General features: G+C 61.5%; 13 protein-coding genes. 7 read left to right on the top strand and 6 right to left on the bottom strand.

Annotated features, from left to right (window positions below):
- Nucleotides 1-15: 15 nt before the first annotated feature.
- From ACT53S_RS03580 to ACT53S_RS03570, 3 genes are all read right to left on the bottom strand, one after another.
- Nucleotides 16-1,245 carry an ABC transporter substrate-binding protein gene (locus tag ACT53S_RS03580; protein ID WP_476065935.1) on the bottom strand — a complete coding sequence of 410 codons (1,230 nt, stop codon included), beginning with the start codon at nucleotides 1,243-1,245 and terminating at the stop codon, nucleotides 16-18.
- An 87-nt stretch (nucleotides 1,246-1,332) separates the two neighbouring features.
- Nucleotides 1,333-1,578: a zf-HC2 domain-containing protein gene (locus ACT53S_RS03575; RefSeq protein ID WP_476065934.1), complete on the bottom strand. Its 246-nt coding sequence runs from the start codon at nucleotides 1,576-1,578 to the stop codon at nucleotides 1,333-1,335.
- A gap of 35 nt (nucleotides 1,579-1,613) precedes the next feature.
- Nucleotides 1,614-2,405: a TVP38/TMEM64 family protein gene (locus tag ACT53S_RS03570; protein ID WP_476065933.1), complete on the bottom strand. Its 792-nt coding sequence runs from the start codon at nucleotides 2,403-2,405 to the stop codon at nucleotides 1,614-1,616.
- A gap of 154 nt (nucleotides 2,406-2,559) precedes the next feature.
- On the opposite strand from ACT53S_RS03570, the gene ACT53S_RS03565 reads away from it, so the two are divergent.
- Nucleotides 2,560-3,168, top strand: a complete 609-nt coding sequence (locus tag ACT53S_RS03565; RefSeq protein WP_476065932.1) for an RNA polymerase sigma factor — start codon at nucleotides 2,560-2,562, stop codon at nucleotides 3,166-3,168.
- Between the two features lie 17 nt (nucleotides 3,169-3,185).
- Here the strand turns inward: ACT53S_RS03565 and ACT53S_RS03560 are convergent, their stop codons facing one another.
- From ACT53S_RS03560 to ACT53S_RS03550, 3 genes are all read right to left on the bottom strand, one after another.
- Nucleotides 3,186-3,803, bottom strand: a complete 618-nt coding sequence (locus ACT53S_RS03560) for a CDP-alcohol phosphatidyltransferase family protein (RefSeq protein ID WP_476065931.1) — start codon at nucleotides 3,801-3,803, stop codon at nucleotides 3,186-3,188.
- Nucleotides 3,800-5,311, bottom strand: coding sequence for a dihydrolipoyl dehydrogenase family protein (locus ACT53S_RS03555; RefSeq protein ID WP_476065930.1), 1,512 nt, complete (start codon nucleotides 5,309-5,311; stop codon nucleotides 3,800-3,802). The genes ACT53S_RS03560 and ACT53S_RS03555 overlap by 4 nt, the downstream gene beginning before the upstream one ends.
- A gap of 680 nt (nucleotides 5,312-5,991) precedes the next feature.
- A complete protein-coding gene (locus tag ACT53S_RS03550) occupies nucleotides 5,992-11,070 on the bottom strand; it encodes a trifunctional serine/threonine-protein kinase/ATP-binding protein/sensor histidine kinase (protein ID WP_476065929.1) in 5,079 nt (1,692 codons plus the stop codon).
- A gap of 315 nt (nucleotides 11,071-11,385) precedes the next feature.
- Between ACT53S_RS03550 and ACT53S_RS03545 the strand changes: the two genes are divergently transcribed.
- From ACT53S_RS03545 to ACT53S_RS03520, 6 genes are all read left to right on the top strand, one after another.
- Nucleotides 11,386-12,138, top strand: a complete 753-nt coding sequence (locus ACT53S_RS03545) for a helix-turn-helix domain-containing protein (protein WP_476065928.1) — start codon at nucleotides 11,386-11,388, stop codon at nucleotides 12,136-12,138.
- A 151-nt stretch (nucleotides 12,139-12,289) separates the two neighbouring features.
- Nucleotides 12,290-12,946, top strand: coding sequence for a hydrolase (locus ACT53S_RS03540; RefSeq protein ID WP_476065927.1), 657 nt, complete (start codon nucleotides 12,290-12,292; stop codon nucleotides 12,944-12,946).
- 149 nt (nucleotides 12,947-13,095) lie between these two features.
- Nucleotides 13,096-13,353, top strand: a complete 258-nt coding sequence (locus tag ACT53S_RS03535; protein WP_476065926.1) for a DUF1427 family protein — start codon at nucleotides 13,096-13,098, stop codon at nucleotides 13,351-13,353.
- 49 nt (nucleotides 13,354-13,402) lie between these two features.
- Nucleotides 13,403-15,280 (top strand): amidohydrolase, encoded by a 1,878-nt coding sequence (locus tag ACT53S_RS03530; RefSeq protein WP_476065925.1) that lies wholly within the window; start codon nucleotides 13,403-13,405, stop codon nucleotides 15,278-15,280.
- Between the two features lie 11 nt (nucleotides 15,281-15,291).
- Complete coding sequence (locus ACT53S_RS03525; protein WP_476065924.1) at nucleotides 15,292-15,744, top strand: DoxX family protein; 453 nt, start codon at nucleotides 15,292-15,294, stop codon at nucleotides 15,742-15,744.
- 63 nt (nucleotides 15,745-15,807) lie between these two features.
- A complete protein-coding gene (locus tag ACT53S_RS03520; RefSeq protein WP_476065923.1) occupies nucleotides 15,808-16,785 on the top strand; it encodes an alpha/beta fold hydrolase in 978 nt (325 codons plus the stop codon).
- The last annotated feature ends 8 nt before the right edge of the window (nucleotides 16,786-16,793 follow it).

The following is a 16,793-nucleotide window of genomic DNA, read 5'->3' as shown; positions in this document are numbered from 1 at the left end:
TCGAGCTGTCACGGCTTAGTTGCCGCTGGCATAGCGTCGGCGCCATTCACCCTCGATGCGCTCCATCCAGCTCGCATGCGGCTCGGCAATCACGGGACCGAGCTTGTCCGGAGAAAGGGTGGCTGCTCCGAGGTCAAGCGCTGCGAAGGCGCCACGATCGGCTTCCGGAAGCTTCGGCATGGCAAGAACGGTCGGATCCCCCCAATAGGCCGGGTCCTGCTTACGAAGCTGGGCTTCCGGCGAGATGAGGAAGTTCGCTGTCAGCAGCGCCCCCTCCTTGGCATTGGCATTGTAGGGAATGGCGACGAAATGAGTGTTGCCGAGCGTGCCGCCGGAGAAGGTGAAGGAGCGTACCGTCTCGGGCAGTTCGCCTGCCTTGATGCCGGCAGAGGCTTCGGACGGATTGAAGGCGAAGATGATGTCCAACTCGCCGTCAGCCAGCTTCTGCTTCATATCCGGATAGTTCTGCGGGAAGGTCTTGCCCGAACGCCAGGCGACCGGATGCAACTGATCGAGATAGGCGAACAGCGGCTCCACATCCTGCTCGAAGCTCTCCTCGACCACCGGCTTTGCCAGCTTGGCGGGATCGGCAATTACTTCGCTCAGCACCTGTTTCAGGAATGAGGAGCCAATGAAATCCGGCGGCGCGGGATAGGAGAACCGTCCTGGATTGTTCTTTGCCCAGTCGAGCAGTTGCTTGGCATTGTCCGGCAGATTGGATGCTTCCGTGCGGGCGCTGTCGTAGAAGAAGACCATCTTTGCGCCGCCCCAGGGGCTTTCCAGCCCTTCCGTCGGCTCGGTGAAATCAGTCAGAATGGTGGGCTGGTTCTCGATATCGACATAGCGCCAGTTGGGTAGCGCCGTTGCCCAGCCGGGGGTGAGGAGCAGATCCTGCTGCTTCATCGAGACGAAGTTTTCGCCATTGATCCAGATGAGATCGACCGACCCGCCCTCGTTCTTGCCGGCGGCTTTCTCGGCGATCACCTTTGCAACGGCGCTTGCGGTATCCTCAAGCTTTACCTGCACCACGGTCACACCGTAGCGTGACTGCATTTCGGCGCCGACCCATTCGAGATAGGCGTTGATGTTTTCAGACCCGCCCCAGGCGTTGAAGTACACCGTCTGGCCGGACGCTGCCTTTTCCAGGGCAGCCCAATCGGTCAGCTCGGGGCCGGCAGCCTTGGCCGGAACGATACTTGTGGCTGCCATCAGTGCGGCGGCGAAGATCCCTGTCATCAATCGCATTGTGTGCCCTACTCCCTCAAAATCGACCGCCGGACGCTGAGGCGTTGCGGCTTTTGTTTGAACTACGGTTCAGAGATCCGGCGGATCTCACGTTTTCTTGCCAGACCTCATCTGTCGTCTCGCGAGTGCAGCCTTGATCTCCTCGCTCGGCACCGGATCGTGCATGGCACCTGCCATGGCGGTCAGAGCATGAGTGATGCGCATCTGCTCGACGAAGGCCCTACATCCCCGGCACATGGCGAGATGCAGCTTGATGTTCAGCCGCGGCCAGAAGCCGAGACCGCCATCGATCAGAAGGCTGGCACGCTCGGCGACTTCACTGCATCGAAACATGGTTCAGCCCTCCCCGGACATGGTGAAACGAAATCTCATGGCGACGTCCTGCGTTTGCGGATCTGGCGCACCAGCGTCGGGATCAGCGCCACCAGCGCCAATGCGAAGAAGGCGAGCGTGATGTCGCGTGTCACGAGATCCGAGATCTGCGCTTCCCGGCCGCTCGCCTGTGCCGCGACCAATACGCTGTCGACACCCTGGCCGAGATAGGCATAGGCGAAGGTGCCGGGCAGGATGCCGAAGAACGTCGCGGCGATGAACCGGCCGAGGCTGATGTCGAACAGGGCGGCCGCGATGTTGACAACGAAGAAGGGAAAGACCGGCGCGAGACGGATGACGAAGAGGTAGCCGAAGGCATTTTCGTGAAAACCGTCCGCCATCTTCTTGACCACGCCATCGACCCGGTGGCGCAGAAAGTCGCCGAAGGCAGAGCGCGTGGCGAGAAACAGGAGCGAAGCACCGATCGTGGCACCAACGGCAACCAGCGCGCCGCCGATCATCCAGCCGAAGAGAAAGCCGCCGAAGATGGTCAGCACGGAGGCCGCCGGAAACGAGAAGGCGACAGCCAGAATGTAGACGGCGAGAAACAGCAGCGCGGACCAGAACACATTGGCATCGACATAGGCCCTCAGAGCCTGGCGTTGTTCGGCGAGAAATCCAAGGCTGAGATAATCCTGCAGGCCGAAGGCATAACCAAGCGCCAGACCCGCGACGACGAGGACGACAGGCGTATAGCGCCAGAGGCTGCCTCGACCGACAGCCCCCTTCGAGGCGGTGCGTTCGTCCTCCGGTGGGCGGCCTTGCTGCGGGGAACGGCTGTCAATCATCGTGGTTTCCTCGAAACGCCCGCGCGCCCTGTAAGATCACCGGTTCCGGCGCGACTGATCCCCTATGGTCACTATGGCTTGATGGGGTCGAATGCTGCTGGACATGGAAGGCGATTGTTTTGCTAATGGCGCCCGGGCTGAGGCAGGGGGCGGCGTGGCGCAGGATGAAGGTGACGATCTGGCTCTGGCGCGACACCTCGTTGACGGGGATGGTGCAGTCTTCGAGCTGCTCTATCGCCGGCACAATGCCGCGATGATCCGCTTTTGCGCGGGCATCGTCCGGTCGCGCGACATCGCGGAAGAAGTTGTGCAGGACACCTGGGTGGCTGTGCTCGGCCGCATCGATCTCTTCGAAGGACGCGGGTCGCTCGCAAGTTGGATCTACACGATCCTCCTCAACAGGGCGCGCAGCCGCGCTCGTCGCGAAGGCCGCATCGTGTCCTTCGACGATCTGGGGGATGGCAATGGTCTCGGCGAGGCTTTTGACGGGAGCGGACACTGGCGCACCAGACCCGAGCTCTGGGAAGACCTGACGCCCGAGCGGCACATCGAGGGGCGAAGCGTTCTGCAACACGTCGAGGCGGTCATCGAAACGCTGCCACCCGCGCAAAGGGCGGTGCTGATCCTGCGCGGCCAGCAGGAGCTCGATCCGGCGGAAGTCTGCGCGTTGCTCGACATCTCCGAGGGCAATATGCGCGTGCTTCTGCACCGGGCGCGGCTGACGGTTCGCAATGCGCTCGACCGGCTGAATGCTGGCCTCTGACCGAGATAGGACAAGGCTCATTGGTCACCTCCCGAAAAGGCAAGCCAGCCCTGGCGCCAGCGGATGACTGTCGTCAGCGCGCAAAGGGCGGCAAAGCCATAGGCGATAAGCGGAAAGTGGTGCGGCAGGAGACACATGGCGACGAAGACCGCGATCGTCTCGAAACCTTCTGCCAAACCACCGGCATAGTAGATCCCCTTGGTGGGGAATTCCGGCGCCTTGCGACCGAGTTTTGCGGCAACTGCCGAGAAAGCAAGGAAGGAAGAGCCCGTGCCGACGAAGGAAACGATCAGGACGGCAGCCGGCAGCGCATTCACGTCGGGCATCGCCACCGCAAAGCCGAGCGGGATCAACGCGTAGAAGACCATATCAAGCGCGATATCGAGATAGGCGCCACGATCCGTCGGCCCCCAAATGCGGGCGACGGCGCCGTCGAGGCCATCCAGCGCGCGGTTCACGAGGATCAGCAGAAGTGCTGCCAGGAAAGAGCCGAAGCAGAGTGCAGCGAAGGCGCCGAGACCTGCGAGGAAACCGATCAGGCTGACCTGATCTGCCTTCACCCCGCGATGCGCCAGGAATTCGGCGACGGGCTGCAGGGCCGCCTTCTGCAGCGGCAGGATCTTGGCGTCGATCATCCACGCCTCCAGGTCTGAAAGCGTTCGAGCAGTGACAGGAGGAAGCCGTTGATGTGATTGCGGCGCCACTGGCCGGCGACCAGCTTGTTGGCCTCGGCGAGCGTCGGATAGATGTGGATCGTGCCGAGGATCTTGCCGAGGCCGTGGCCATGTTTCATGGCGAAGACGAATTCGGCGAGCAGGTCGCCGGCATGTTCACCGACGATGGTGGCGCCCAAGATCTTGTCCTTGCCCGGCACGGTCAGCACCTTGACGAAGCCGTTGGCGGACCCGTCCGCAATCGCGCGATCGAGATCGTCGATGCCGAAGCGGGTCACCTCATGCGGGATCTTCTTCTCCTTCGCCTCGGCCTCGGACAAGCCCACCCGCGCCACTTCCGGATCGGTGAAAGTCGCCCAGGGGATGACGCTATAATCGGCCTTGAAGCGCTTGAGATCCCCGAAGAGCGCGTTGATCGCCGCGAACCAAGCCTGATGCCCGGCGACATGGGTGAACTGGTAGGGCCCTGCGACATCGCCGGCCGCCAGGATGTTCGGATGCAGTGTCTGGAGGTAGTCGTTGGTCTCGACGACCCTATCCACCTTGATGCCGAGGTCTTCGAGCCCGAAGCCCTTCAGCCGTGGCGCCCGTCCGACAGCGACGATGATCTCGTCGAAGCCGATGCGGAACTTGGCCCCGTCCTTCTCGACCTCGATCCACCTCTCGCCGGCACCTGTTCCACAGGCGACCGCCTTGTGGCTGGTCAGGACATTGACGCCGTCAGCCTTCATCGACGCCTCGACGAAGCGGGCTGCATCCTCGTCCTCGCGCATCATCAGGCGCGGTGCCATCTCGATCTGCGTGACCTCGGAGCCAAGCCGGGCAAAACTCTGCGCCAGCTCGCAGCCGATCGGTCCTCCCCCCAGAACGACCAGCCTCTGCGGCACGGCTGGGCAATCGCGAAGGCGCTCCCACATGTTGTCCGAGGTCAGATAACCGATCTCGGCGAGGCCTGGGATCGGGGGCACGAAGGGCTGCGCACCGGTTGCGATGATGATTGCGCGCGTCGTCAGACGCTGCGTGCCGCCATCGTTCAGCGCGATCTCCACCGTCCAGGGATTAATCAACCTTGCATAGCCCTGCAGGACTTCGACGCCGAGGCCGGTGTAGCGCTCCACGCTGTCATGCGGCTCGATCTCGGCGATCACCTTGTGGATACGCTCCATCACGGCGGAGAAAGGCACCTTTGGCTCGACCGGCTCCAGACCATAGTGGTCGGCATGGCGCATCTGGTGCGCGATCCTGGCGCTCTTGATCAGCGCCTTCGAGGGCACGCAGCCGAAGTTGAGGCAATCGCCGCCCATCTTGTTCGCCTCGACCAGCGTTACCTTCGCCTTGGCGGCGGCCGCGATATAGGCCGAGACGAGCCCGGCTGAGCCTGCACCTATGACGATCAGGTTTCGATCGAAACGGTTCGGCCGTTTCCAAACGGATGGTGGAAGGCACTGATCTTGATTTCTAGAATTCATGTTTTGGCCTGGCGCTGTACGTTGCAACAGGAAGACCATCAGAAATCTAAGTTGTTACAAGGCCGCCCAAAGAATTTTTCATGAATGGATTTTCGCTAGCGACGTGCGCTTCGCGTTATGCCCATTTCTGGTTCGCAGAAATCATCTCCGCCGCATATCTATGGCCGCTTTGGGCCACGCACCACGATGGCCGGTACGACCGAATTGAAGGCGCACAGCGGACGCGCGAAAATGCCCACCTGACCTTCGGCTTGACGCTCTTAAGCGGAAATTATTGCCGCTCTCCCGCCAAGTTGACGTCGGCCCAAAGCCAGGGCACAAAGATGGCATCCACGGTCGCTCGCGGCAGGAAAACAGAGGAAAATCAATAGGGACTTTGCTAAGCTGTTGAAATCATGTGAGAATCCAGGTTCCCCAGCCATTCTTCGCTTCCCCTCCCTCATCATTAAGCAGTTATATTATCTGCATAATTCAGAGCGGTCCGATTCTGCGGATGATTTCACGCAATCAGTTCAGCGATCAGGGCTACCCCCCATCCATCCATGCCGCGCAACCTGAGATCGGCAACGCCGGGGCTCAGACGGAATTGTATACCGATTGTATGTTTCCGGCACTTTCCCCTCTTACCTGCCGACCTCGCTCGACGATCATGCAAGGGAAAGATCAACGCTTCATCGAGGTCAGATCGAGGTCAGGCGGTGCAGCGGCAGCGAAAACATGAACTTGGTTCCAACCGTCTCACTGCTGACGCTCAACACGCCCTCATGAGCGTCGATGATCGATTTGCAGATCGCAAGGCCCATGCCCATGCCAGACGCTTTGGTCGTAAACATGGGTTCGAAGATCTGAGCGGCGATCTCCGGGGGGATCCCGCTGCCGAAGTCTCGCACGGTCACGACGAGCTCGGTTTCGGTATAGGTCGAGCCAATCTCGATCCTGCGCCTTTGGCGAGGGAGGTCGTTCATCGCCTCCATGCCGTTGTGCACGAGATTCAACACCACCTGCTTGAGCTGCGTCGCATCACCCAGCACCGTGGCTCCGCTGGCAGACAGGTCGAGACGGATTTCGGTTCCGTGACGCTCGACCTCGGATCGTGCGATGCGCAACACCTCCAGAATGACTTCGTTGACGTCGACGATCTCCTCGACCTTCGGGGCCTGCTTGGAGAGCGCCCGCAAAGCGCGGATGATGTCATGGGCACGCGAGACGCTGGTCTCGATTTCGGTCAGCACGCTCAGGGTTTCCGCGATATCCGGTTCGGCGCGGCTCAACCAGCGGAGGCCGGCGCCGGCGTTTGAGGCAATGGCAGAGAGTGGCTGGCCGAGCTCGTGCGTGACGGAGGCGGCGATGCCGCCGAGAAGGGTCAGGCGGGCGTTCTTCTCGAGTTCGGCTCGGGCGCCGGCAAGCGCCTGCTCGCTGCGTGCGCGAAGCTCGTTTTCCTGCAGCAGCTTTGTATAGAGCCTCGCGTTCTCCAGAGAGATTGCCGCCTGCGAAGCCAGGAGCTTGAGGAGTGCCACGGTGTCCGCGGCAAAAACCCCCTCAAGATAATCGTTCTGGAGGCAGAGCAGACCGGTGAGTTCACCACGGCGCAGAAGCGGGACGCAGAGGATCGAGCGCCCGGCGGCGGACTGTTTGTCGGCGGCCCAGGCTCCGAAGTCGGAGCCTGAAATCACGAAGGGGGTTCGCGTCTGGAGCGCGCGGTCGATCACCGAATAGGGTGGGCTCAGGCCATAGCGATCCGGATTGAGGGTGCTGACGCGGACGCTGCCGCCTTCGGTCCAGGCGGACGCCTCTGCCTCCAGCTTGCCATCGGCGATCTTCAGCAGCAGCCCGCGAGTAGCGCCGGCATGCACCAGCATGCGTGTCATCAGCGTTTCGATCACCCGATCGAGAACAATCTCTTCCGAGAGCGCAAGCGACGTCCCCAGGACGGTCTCCAGGTCGCCGGCGGCCGAGGCAAGGCCAGAGCCGGCAGCCGGACGCCGCTCCGAATCGACGGCAAAAGACGGTTTCAGGCTTCTTGCCTTGTGCCTCGCGCCCCAGCGCTCATAGGCTTCTGACGCAAGAGACAGATAGGCATTGGCACTGATGCGGTTGCCCATCTCCAGGCAGCAGGCCCCGGCACGTTCAAGCGACAGCGCATGCTCATGCTCGAAGCGGGAGGAGCGTGCCGCGGCGGCGGCTTTTTCGTAAAGGACAAGCGCCTCGGCGTAATTTCCGTTTCTGCGGGCAATCTCGGCATCGAGGAGCAGCAGCTTGTCAGCAAAGTTCAGGGGATTGAGGTCTGCCCAGAGCGCGAGACGGGAGCGAACTTCGTCGAGACGGGCATCGTCGAATCTTTCTGCGGATGCGTCTCGTCCGCTGGCGGCAAGAGCGAGGCCGAGATAGAATTTGCAGAAGCCCGTATCGATATGGGCAAGCAGGAAGATGCTCAATGCGTCGGCGGCCATCAGTTTATCGACGGCTTCCGCATAGGCTCCGTTGTAATAGAGCGAGGTGCCCTCATAGAAGGCAACCCAGAAAGCCGTGGTCGGCGAAACCACAGGTGCCGTCTGCGCGAGGCTTTCTGACGATTGCACTGCGCCCTGCCCTTCGGCGAGGTCGACGACAAGACGGAGCTGTGCCGCCAGAATATGCTCTATGTCAGTGTAGCCGAAGCGGCGGGTGACCGCGATCGACTCCTCCGCCTCTCGCCGGATAGTCGGGATCTCTTCACCCATGGCAATCAGGTCGGAAACAAGGTGGTTACGTGCGTAACACATCCAGCCAACATCACCCGCCGCATGAGCCGCATCGAGGGCTTCGCGCACGCGCTCCAGGGCATAAGGCATCGAGCGGGTCCAAGGGGCAACCTGATCCACCGCCAGCAAGACCGAGGTTCGATGCTCTTCGAAACCGTATTTGTCGACCAATGCTCGGGCGGCGAGGCTGAAGCTCAGACCATCGGCATAAGCATCGTATTTGTCGGAGATCATGGCGCCGAACCAGGCGAGGCCATGGGTGGATTCCGGGCTTGCCCCATAATCGAGTGTGAGTTCGACCATCTTGGCAAGATGCATGAAGCGCAGCCCATCCGTCGTGAACACCGATGAGATGAGAGGCGCCAGCAGCGACATGGCCGCACGGATGCGCGGATCCTCCATGAGAGGTATGTGTTCGAGATCGGAGATCTGTCTGCCGTCCAGTCGTCGGCGGATGGAGCGATAGACTTCAACCTGCTCTGCTTCGCTCGCCCCGCGTGCGAGCTTCACGCCGAGTTCGTCAAGACCCAGCAACGCTTCGTCGATTGCGCCATCATAATCTGATTTTAGCGTCAACAGGTTCGCCCGAAGGCGGAAGACAGCGCTTCTATCGAGCGCCGACCGAGCATATCGAAGGAGTTCGTTGAGCCGGCGCTCTGCAGCCTCGAGCGAGGCTGATCCGAGCAGAGCCTCACACAGTTGGATATGCGCACGGAACGCGAGGCCGTAGTCGTCTCCCCAAAGGTCGTCCCGGATGAGCTTGACCGCCGTCTCGCCATAGCGGACCGCCTGACCGAAGGCTGCTGAACGCCTTGCATGGGAGAGAGCGGCCAGAAGCGCCTCAATGAACAGCTTTCGCTTTTCGAGCGGCAGATCTTCGGCCCGAGATTGCTCGATCTGATTGGCGATGGCGAAGGCAGCAGCATTGGTGCCGCTGTCCCATATCGACATCATCACATCGACCAGATGACGGTGTCGATCACGCCTCGTCTCCTCGTCCATCAGCGAATAGGCGGCCTCCTGAATGCGGTCATGGGTGAAGCTGAGTTTCGCAGGCGACAGCACGACGAAGCCCGAACGCGCCAATGGGGCTGCAAGTTGTTGCAGGTTTTCGTCTGACAGACCAAGCGCCCTGGCAAGGACGGCCTTTTCTGCTTCAGGACCGATGCAGGCCATCGTCTGGAGAAGACCGAGTGCCTCAGAGCCCTCCTTCTCAAGACGGGCCGTTACGAAGGAGATGATGTTTTCGCTGGCAGGATAACGAGCGACATCTTCAACCCGGCATAGCCAAGCCTTCTCAGCTGGCGAGAAATAGACGACGCCATCCTGAACGAGTGCCTGCAGCAGTCTTCGAAGATAAAAGGGATTTCCTCCCGTCTTCTCGTGCAGCGTTTCAGCCAGATTAGACAGACCATCCGGGGCATCGGAAAAGATCGTTTCGAGCATCTGCCGTGTGGACTGGAGAGAGAGCGGCCGCAGATAGAGTTCTGCCAGCTCAGCCATCGAGACGCGTGCCTCCGCCATCAAACGGTCGGACAGGGCTTGGGCTTCGCCGGACTGCTCGCGCCGGGCAACGATCAGAAGAAGCCCGGTGACCGGTTCGTTCACCAGGACCGACAGGAAGGAGCGCGTCGCTTCATCGGCCCATTGAATATCGTCGAGAAACAGGACAAGCGGGCTGATCGTCGCTGCCGCGACGGAGAGCACCGCGCGCAAGGCCCGCTGCAAGCGGACTTGGACCATCGGCCCCGGTATTTCGATCCGGCTCGCCTGGGGTCCGGTCAGTATTTCCACCGCTGGCAGGAGATCGACCAGCAAGGATGCATTGCCCTGAAGCTCACGGGCAAGTGCTTTTCGAAGCGATGCCAGGGTCACATGATCCGCACGGACGGCTTCGTCGATGAAGGCGCCAATGGCCTGCACGATGGGCCCATAGGGGACTTCCGACTGATGCTGATCACTCTTGCCTTGGATGAACAGGGCTCTTTCACCGGCGATCTTGGCAAGGCTCTGGACGAGGCTCGACTTGCCGACGCCGGGCTGGCCATGCACCGATATCATCGACGGCTTGCCATGAACCAAGAAGCGATCGAGTACATTGCCGAGGATCTGTTCCTCTTCCCCTCGACCGAAGAGCGAAGAGGTCAAGAGCTGAGCGAAAGGCGCGTCGACGCGTCCGATCTCGAATTGGCTGATCTCGCCGTTCTCGCGCCATTCCTGGTCGCAGCGCGCAAGGTCAAGCTCCAGTGCCAGGGCGGACTGGTAGCGCGCAGCCGGCTCTTTTGCGAGTAGGCGCTTGAGGATCTGCCCGATCACCGGCGGCAGATCTGCGAACATGCTGCTGGCATCCATCGGTGCCAGTGCCAAATGGGCATGACGCCATTCGACCGGCGAGTTGGCTGCCAGCGGGAAGATGCCTGTCAGATGCCGGAAGAGGATCATGCCGAGCGCGTAAAGGTCGCTCCTGCTGTCACACTGCGGTGCCACCGGTCGCAACTGCTCGGGCGCCCGATAGATGATCTCGTCGATCACGCCGAGTGTCTGGGCGGAGGCCGTGGCGGGCATCGCTCGCAAACGCACAGCACCCTTTTCATCGATGGCAAAATCGATCGGATGGAGAGAGCCGAGCGGTGCGCCATCAGCATGGGCTGCCGCAAGCGAACGAACCATGGAGAGCGCCCGTGGCAGGAACTCCTGCAGCGGAACGGGCGAAGGTGACAACAATCCAAGCAGAATGCTTGTCGTATCGAAGACAAGTACCCGGTGTTCGTCTTCTTCGAGAATGGCGGCGGGGGTATCGAGCCAGATCTCGGCATTTGCATAGCGGCGCAGGCGCAGGTCGGCCTGAGGCGAGCGCACCGGCTCCCTGGATCGGGGGAGAAAGAGCGCATCCCATTCGCCATCGTCTTGCGACAGACGATAGAAGCTTGCCCCGGCAGACTGCCAGACAAGAGTTTGATTGCAGGCTCGAAGCCACGCTCGATCGAACATTCCGCTATCTCTGGCTACCTGGAACATGGTCGTCACCCGACATGGTTGCCCATTTTGCTGTCGTAGCATCGACAAGCCAAGGCTGTCTTTGCCCCACGTGCTGTCGTACATGCCGAGTTTGCTGCGCATGCGAAAACTTGGCATTGCGAACAGCACATCGGAGTTTTATGATAATTGCTTATAGAGGGGCAAAGGCGCATGTCGTCACTACACGATCATGGCATTTTCAAATTCCCTCAGGCGGGTGTCATCAACTCTTCTGTGGATCGGCGGTGGCGTAATCTGGGCGCGGAAGTGCGTGCGCATCCAGCCTGCGAAATACCCGACATTTGCAGCACCCAGATGGAGATCACCCTGGCTCTCCAGGGAACGCCGACGGGCTTCGTGCATCGTCGGGGGGACGGTCGATTTCAGTCGACGGCGGTCCGCAGCGGCACGCTCTGGTTCTGTCCGATCGGTGTTCAGGAAGATTCCATCCGGATCACCGAGGCTTTGCCCGAGATCCTGCATCTCTATCTCCCCGAGCACCAGTTTGCCACGGTCGGCGAGCTGACCTCGCAGCCTGTCGCATCCGGCGACATCGCTTATCTGGCCGATGTGGCCGATGAATTTGTCCGGCAGATCTGTGTCCGCGTCCTTCAGGAAATGCGCCATGAAACGGCAGCGGGGGACTTGCTCGTGGAACAGCTCTCCATGGCGCTCACCCTGCATCTGCTCTCGCGGTATTCGGGAAATAGCCTGGCAGTCACGTCGGCCGACGTGAACGGCGCCTTGAGCCCGGCCCGGCGGAAGAGGGTCATCGACTATGTCGAGGAAAACCTGGAAGCCGATCTGACGGTGGCGGAGCTTGCCGAAGTCGCCTGTCTCAGCCGCTATCATTTTGCCCGGTCCTTCAAGGCAGCACTCGGGCAGTCCCCGTCGGAGTATGTAGCCAATCGACGGCTGCTGCTTGGGCAGCAACTCCTGGAAGACCCGACCCTCTCGCTTGCGGAAATCGCCTTCCGTTGCCGTTTCTCCTCGCAGGCCGCTTTCGGGCGTGCGTTCCGGCGCCATACCGGCATGTCCCCCGGCGACTATCGCCGGCACAGGAACTGAACGCACTCCGGTTCATCAACACGTCGTATCAAGGGTAACCGCTGGAGATCAGCGAAACGTCCAAAACGGCTGAGTAACCGACAAGAGACCGACCTCGGTCCGAGGCATTCTCTCCTCGTCACTGCTTCTCCCAAGCACCGAGGAAATGAAAATGACCATTCAAGCCAAAGCCGCCCCCGGCGCCCGCCTTCTCAACGCCGCCGATCACACGCTGATCATGATCGACTTTCAGTCCCAGATGGCCTTTGCCACAAAGAGCATCGATGCCGTCAACCTGCGCACCAATGCTGCACTTGTCGCCAATGCCGCGAAGACCTTCAACGTCTCGACGATCCTGACCACCGTTGCCGAGAAGAGCTTCTCCGGCCCGATGTTCGACGAGATCACCAGCACCTTCCCCGGTCAGCCGATGCTCGACCGCACCTCGATGAACACCTGGGAAGACGAAGCCGTGATCGCCGACGTCAACCGGATCGGCAAGAAGCGCATCGTTCTCTGCGGCCTCTGGACGAGCGTGTGCATCGTCGGCCCGGCCCTTTCGGCCCTCGACCAGGGTTTCGAGGTCTACGTGATCGCCGATGCCTGCGGCGATGTCAGCACGGAAGCGCATGACCGCGCCATGGATCGCATGGTGCAGGCCGGCGCCCAGCCGATGACCTCGCTCCAGTATCTGCTCGAACTGCAGCGCGACTGGGCCCGGGCTGAGACCTACGAGGCAACCACCGGCATCGCGAAGAAGCTTGGCGGCGCCTACGGCCTCGGCGTCACCTACGCCAAGACGATGTTCAACGCCGCCGAAGGCCACTGATCCCGTCCCCGCCGGTCGTTCCGCGTCCCGCCTCCCAACCGGAACGACCAACCACGCCTGGCGCGGCTCCCCTCCCGCGCCAGGCGTAGGTGGACGACACGTTCGCAGCCCACGGCATGCATTCGATCTCACGCCGAAAGGAAACGGTGATGAAACTCTACCTCATCTCACTCGCAGCAGGGCTGCTCGTCGGCGTGATCTACGGGGTCCTCAACGTGCGCTCCCCTGCCCCGCCTGTTGTCGCGCTGGTCGGCCTGCTCGGCATCCTCATCGGCGAGCAGATCGTGCCACTCGCCAGAGGCGCCCTCGTCCGGCAGCCGATCATGACATCGCTCCCGAAGCCGAGCGAAACGCGGACGACGACCGACCTCAGCGAGCCCCGCAGGCCGCAGGACCGGGCGGGCTGAGCTCCTCGCCCGCATACCGAAGCCCTCCCAATTCAGAAGGAACACTGTGATGGATGCCGACCTCATCCTCTACCACGGACTCGTGACCACGCTTGACCGTTCCAATCCGTCGGCGACGGCGATTGCGATCAAGGATGGCAAGTTTCTCGCTGTCGGCAGCGACGCCGAGATCATGAAACATGCCGGTCCGCAGACCAAGACCGTCGACTTGCGCGGAAAACGCGTCCTGCCCGGCCTCAACGACAATCACACCCATGTCGTCCGCGGCGGGCTGAACTTCAACATGGAACTGCGCTGGGACGGCATCCGCTCACTGGCCGATGCCATGGACATGCTTCGGCGCCAGGTGGCGGTGACGCCGGCACCCCAATGGGTGCGGGTGATCGGCGGTTTCACCGAGCATCAATTCGTCGAGAAGCGGCTGCCGACAATCGACGAGATCAATGCGATCGCGCCAGACACGCCTGTCTTCCTGCTGCATCTCTACGATCGTGCGCTCCTCAATGCCGCCGCCGTTCGCGCTGTTGGCTTCACCAAGGACACAAAGGATCCGCCGGGTGGCGAGATCACGCGCGATGCGGCTGGCAATCCGACCGGGCTGCTGCTTGCCAAGCCCAATGCCGGCATTCTCTATGCGACGCTCGCCAAGGGACCGAAGCTTCCCTTCGACTACCAGGTGAATTCAACGCGCCATTTCATGCGTGAGCTCAATCGGCTGGGCGTGACCGCCGTTATCGATGCAGGCGGTGGCTTCCAGAACTATCCGGATGATTATGCCGTCATCCAGAAGCTGGCGGACGAGGACCTGCTGACGGTTCGGCTCGCCTACAATCTCTTCACCCAGAAGCCGAAGGAGGAGAAGGAAGACTTTCTCCGCTGGACCTCCTCGGTCACCTACAAGCAGGGCACCGACTACTTCCGCCACAATGGTGCTGGCGAGATGCTGGTCTTCTCCGCCGCCGATTTTGAGGACTTCCGCCAGCCACGTCCGGAGATGCCGCCGGAGATGGAAGGCGATCTTGAAGAGGTCGTGCGGGTGCTTGCGCAGAACCGCTGGCCCTGGCGCATGCATGCGACCTATGACGAGACCATCTCGAGGGCGCTCGACGTCTTCGAAAAGGTGAACCGCGATACGCCGCTCGATGGCATCAACTGGTTTTTCGACCATGCGGAAACCATTTCCGATCGTTCGATCGACCGCGTGGCGGCTCTCGGTGGTGGCGTCGCGGTGCAGCACCGCATGGCCTATCAGGGCGAGTATTTCGTCGAGCGATACGGACATGGTGCCGCCGAAGCAACGCCGCCAATCGCCAAAATGCTCGATCGCGGCGTGCATGTTTCTGCGGGCACGGATGCGACCCGTGTTGCCTCCTACAACCCTTGGGTCTCGCTGTCCTGGATGATCACAGGCAAGACCGTGGGCGGCATGAGCCTCTACCCCCGGCAGAACTGCCTGGACCGGGAAACGGCGCTTCGCATGTGGACCGAGAAGGTCCAGTGGTTCAGCAATGAAGAGGGCCGCAAAGGCCGCATCGAGGCCGGTCAGTTCGCCGACCTGATCGTGCCGAGCAAGGACTACTTCTCCTGCCCGGAGGACGAGATCTCCTTCCTGACCTCCGACCTCACCATCGTGGGCGGCAAGGTCGTCTACGGCGCCGGTGACTTCAGCGGCATTGATGCGCCGCCGCTTCCTCCTGCCATGCCCGACTGGTCGCCGGTCAGAACCTTCGGTGGCTATGCCGGCTGGGGCGAGCCGCAAGGGGCTGGCAAGAACTCGCTGCGCCGCCATGCGATTTCGTCCTGCGGCTGCGCCAATGACTGCGGTGTGCATGGTCACGACCATGCCGGCGCCTGGACGTCCAGCCTGCCCATCAGCGATCTCAAGGGCTTTTTCGGTGCGCTCGGCTGCTCCTGCTGGGCCGTTTAGGAGAGAAGACGATGACAACAATTACGCGTTTCGAACAGACCACTCCGCCGGCGCGCCGCGATGCGCTCAACGGGTCGACGGCAAAGATCCTGATGCTGAGCGCGCTTTGCTCGGCCTATATTCAGGGTGCCTTGACGAAGCTCTTCGACTTCGAGGGCGCCATTCAGGAAATGACCCATTTTGGCCTGCTGCCGGCACCCCTCTTCGCAGCCGGTGTGATTGCCTTCGAGCTCGCGACTTCAGCCATGGTCATCACGGGCTTTCAACGCCGCACCGGAGCGCTTGCGCTCGCTGCCTTCACGCTCGCGGCGACCTTGATCGCCCTGCAGTTCTGGACGATGCCGGAGGGTCCGGCACGCACGGGCGCGACCAATGCCTTCTTCGAGCATCTCGGTCTGGTCGGCGCCTTCCTTCTCGTCGCCGGCATGAATGCGAGCGGTCAAACGTCCAAAAAACCGGCCTAGGCGACAAGAGCAGACGGCACCCAGGCCCTAGTCTCGGATCATCCAATCAGCAGGAACCAAGTGATGGATCAGAAACACGAATTCCTCTTGTCCCGGCGGCAGGCACTGCTCGCGGGCGCCACCCTTTCGCTGGCAACGACGCTCCCGGTCTTTGCCTCGGAAACCCTCAACGCACTTCAACAGGAAGGAACGATACCAATGACCGAGAATTATGTGACCACCAAGGACGGCGTCGACATCTTCTACAAGGACTGGGGTCCGAAGGATGCGCAGCCCATCGTCTTCCATCACGGCTGGCCGCTGTCGTCCGATGACTGGGACGCGCAGATGCTGTTCTTCCTCCTGAATGGTTACCGCGTGATCGCCCATGACCGCCGTGGCCATGGCCGCTCGCAGCAGGTGAGCGAAGGTCACGATCTCGACCATTATGCTGCCGATGCCTCGGCCGTTTTCGAGAAGCTCGACCTGCGCAATGCCGTTCATATCGGTCACTCCACCGGTGGCGGTGAAGTGGCGCGTTATGTCGCGAACTTCGGCGAACCGCAGGGCCGTGTGGCCAAGGCCGTGCTGGTCGCCGCCATTCCGCCGATCATGGTGAAGACCGAAGCCTATCCGGGCGGTCTGCCGATCGAAGTGTTCGATGGTTTCCGTTCGGCTCTCGCTGCCAACCGTGCGCAGTTCTTCCGCGACGTACCGGCCGGCCCCTTCTACGGCTTCAACCGGGAAGGCGCGACCGTGCATGAAGGCGTTATCCAGAATTGGTGGCGCCAGGGCATGATGGGCGGTGCCAAGGCCCATTACGACGGCATCAAGGCCTTCTCGGAAACCGACCAGACCGAGGACCTGAAGAACATCTCGGTGCCGACACTCGTGATGCATGGCGACGACGACCAGATCGTTCCGATCGCCGCTTCTGCCGAGATTTCGGTGAAGCTTCTGAAGAACGGCACGCTGAAGGTCTACAAGGGCTTCTCGCACGGCATGCTGACCGTCAATGCCGACGTCATCAATCCGGATCTGCTGGCCTTCGTGAAGAGCTGAGCCGGCGT

The sequence above is a fragment of the Allorhizobium sp. DMC15 genome, assembly GCF_056314065.1.
The sequence above is the reverse complement of the archived record's forward strand: the minus strand, read 5'-3'. Positions and strand labels throughout refer to the sequence as shown.